The 368-nt window shown below is 61.4% G+C and carries 1 protein-coding gene; it reads left to right on the plus strand.

Features of this window, described 5'->3' with window-relative positions; translation table 11 throughout:
- Window positions 1-368 (plus strand): cupin domain-containing protein (locus EN818_RS31085; protein WP_135906644.1); only part of this gene is annotated, 368 nt, incomplete at both ends.

The following is a 368-nucleotide window of genomic DNA, read 5'->3' on the forward strand; positions in this document are numbered from 1 at the left end:
CGAGAAGAAGGGCGTCATGTTGCGGGGCTATCCGATGGCGTTCCTCGTCACCGATGAAATTGCCAAGCATACGAGCATGTTCGACTGGACGATCCCGCCGGAATTCGCCACTGGGCGACATGTTCACCGGGTGCAGGAGGAGACCTTCTATCTGCTCGAGGGCGAGTGTGAATGGCATGTCGGCGACAGGACGATCCGTGCAACGCCGGGAACCTTCCTGTTCATCCCGCCGGGAGTGCCGCACAACATCACCAATGTCAGCGAGAAGCCTGCGCGCGTGCTGATGACCGTCTCTCCGCCTGGCCATGAGCATTATTTTGAAGAGCTGGCCGCGCTCGCGGCGCGTGGGGCGCCCGATCCAAAAGCGC

This window comes from Mesorhizobium sp. M3A.F.Ca.ET.175.01.1.1, assembly GCF_004791945.1.
GTDB lineage: Bacteria > Pseudomonadota > Alphaproteobacteria > Rhizobiales > Rhizobiaceae > Mesorhizobium.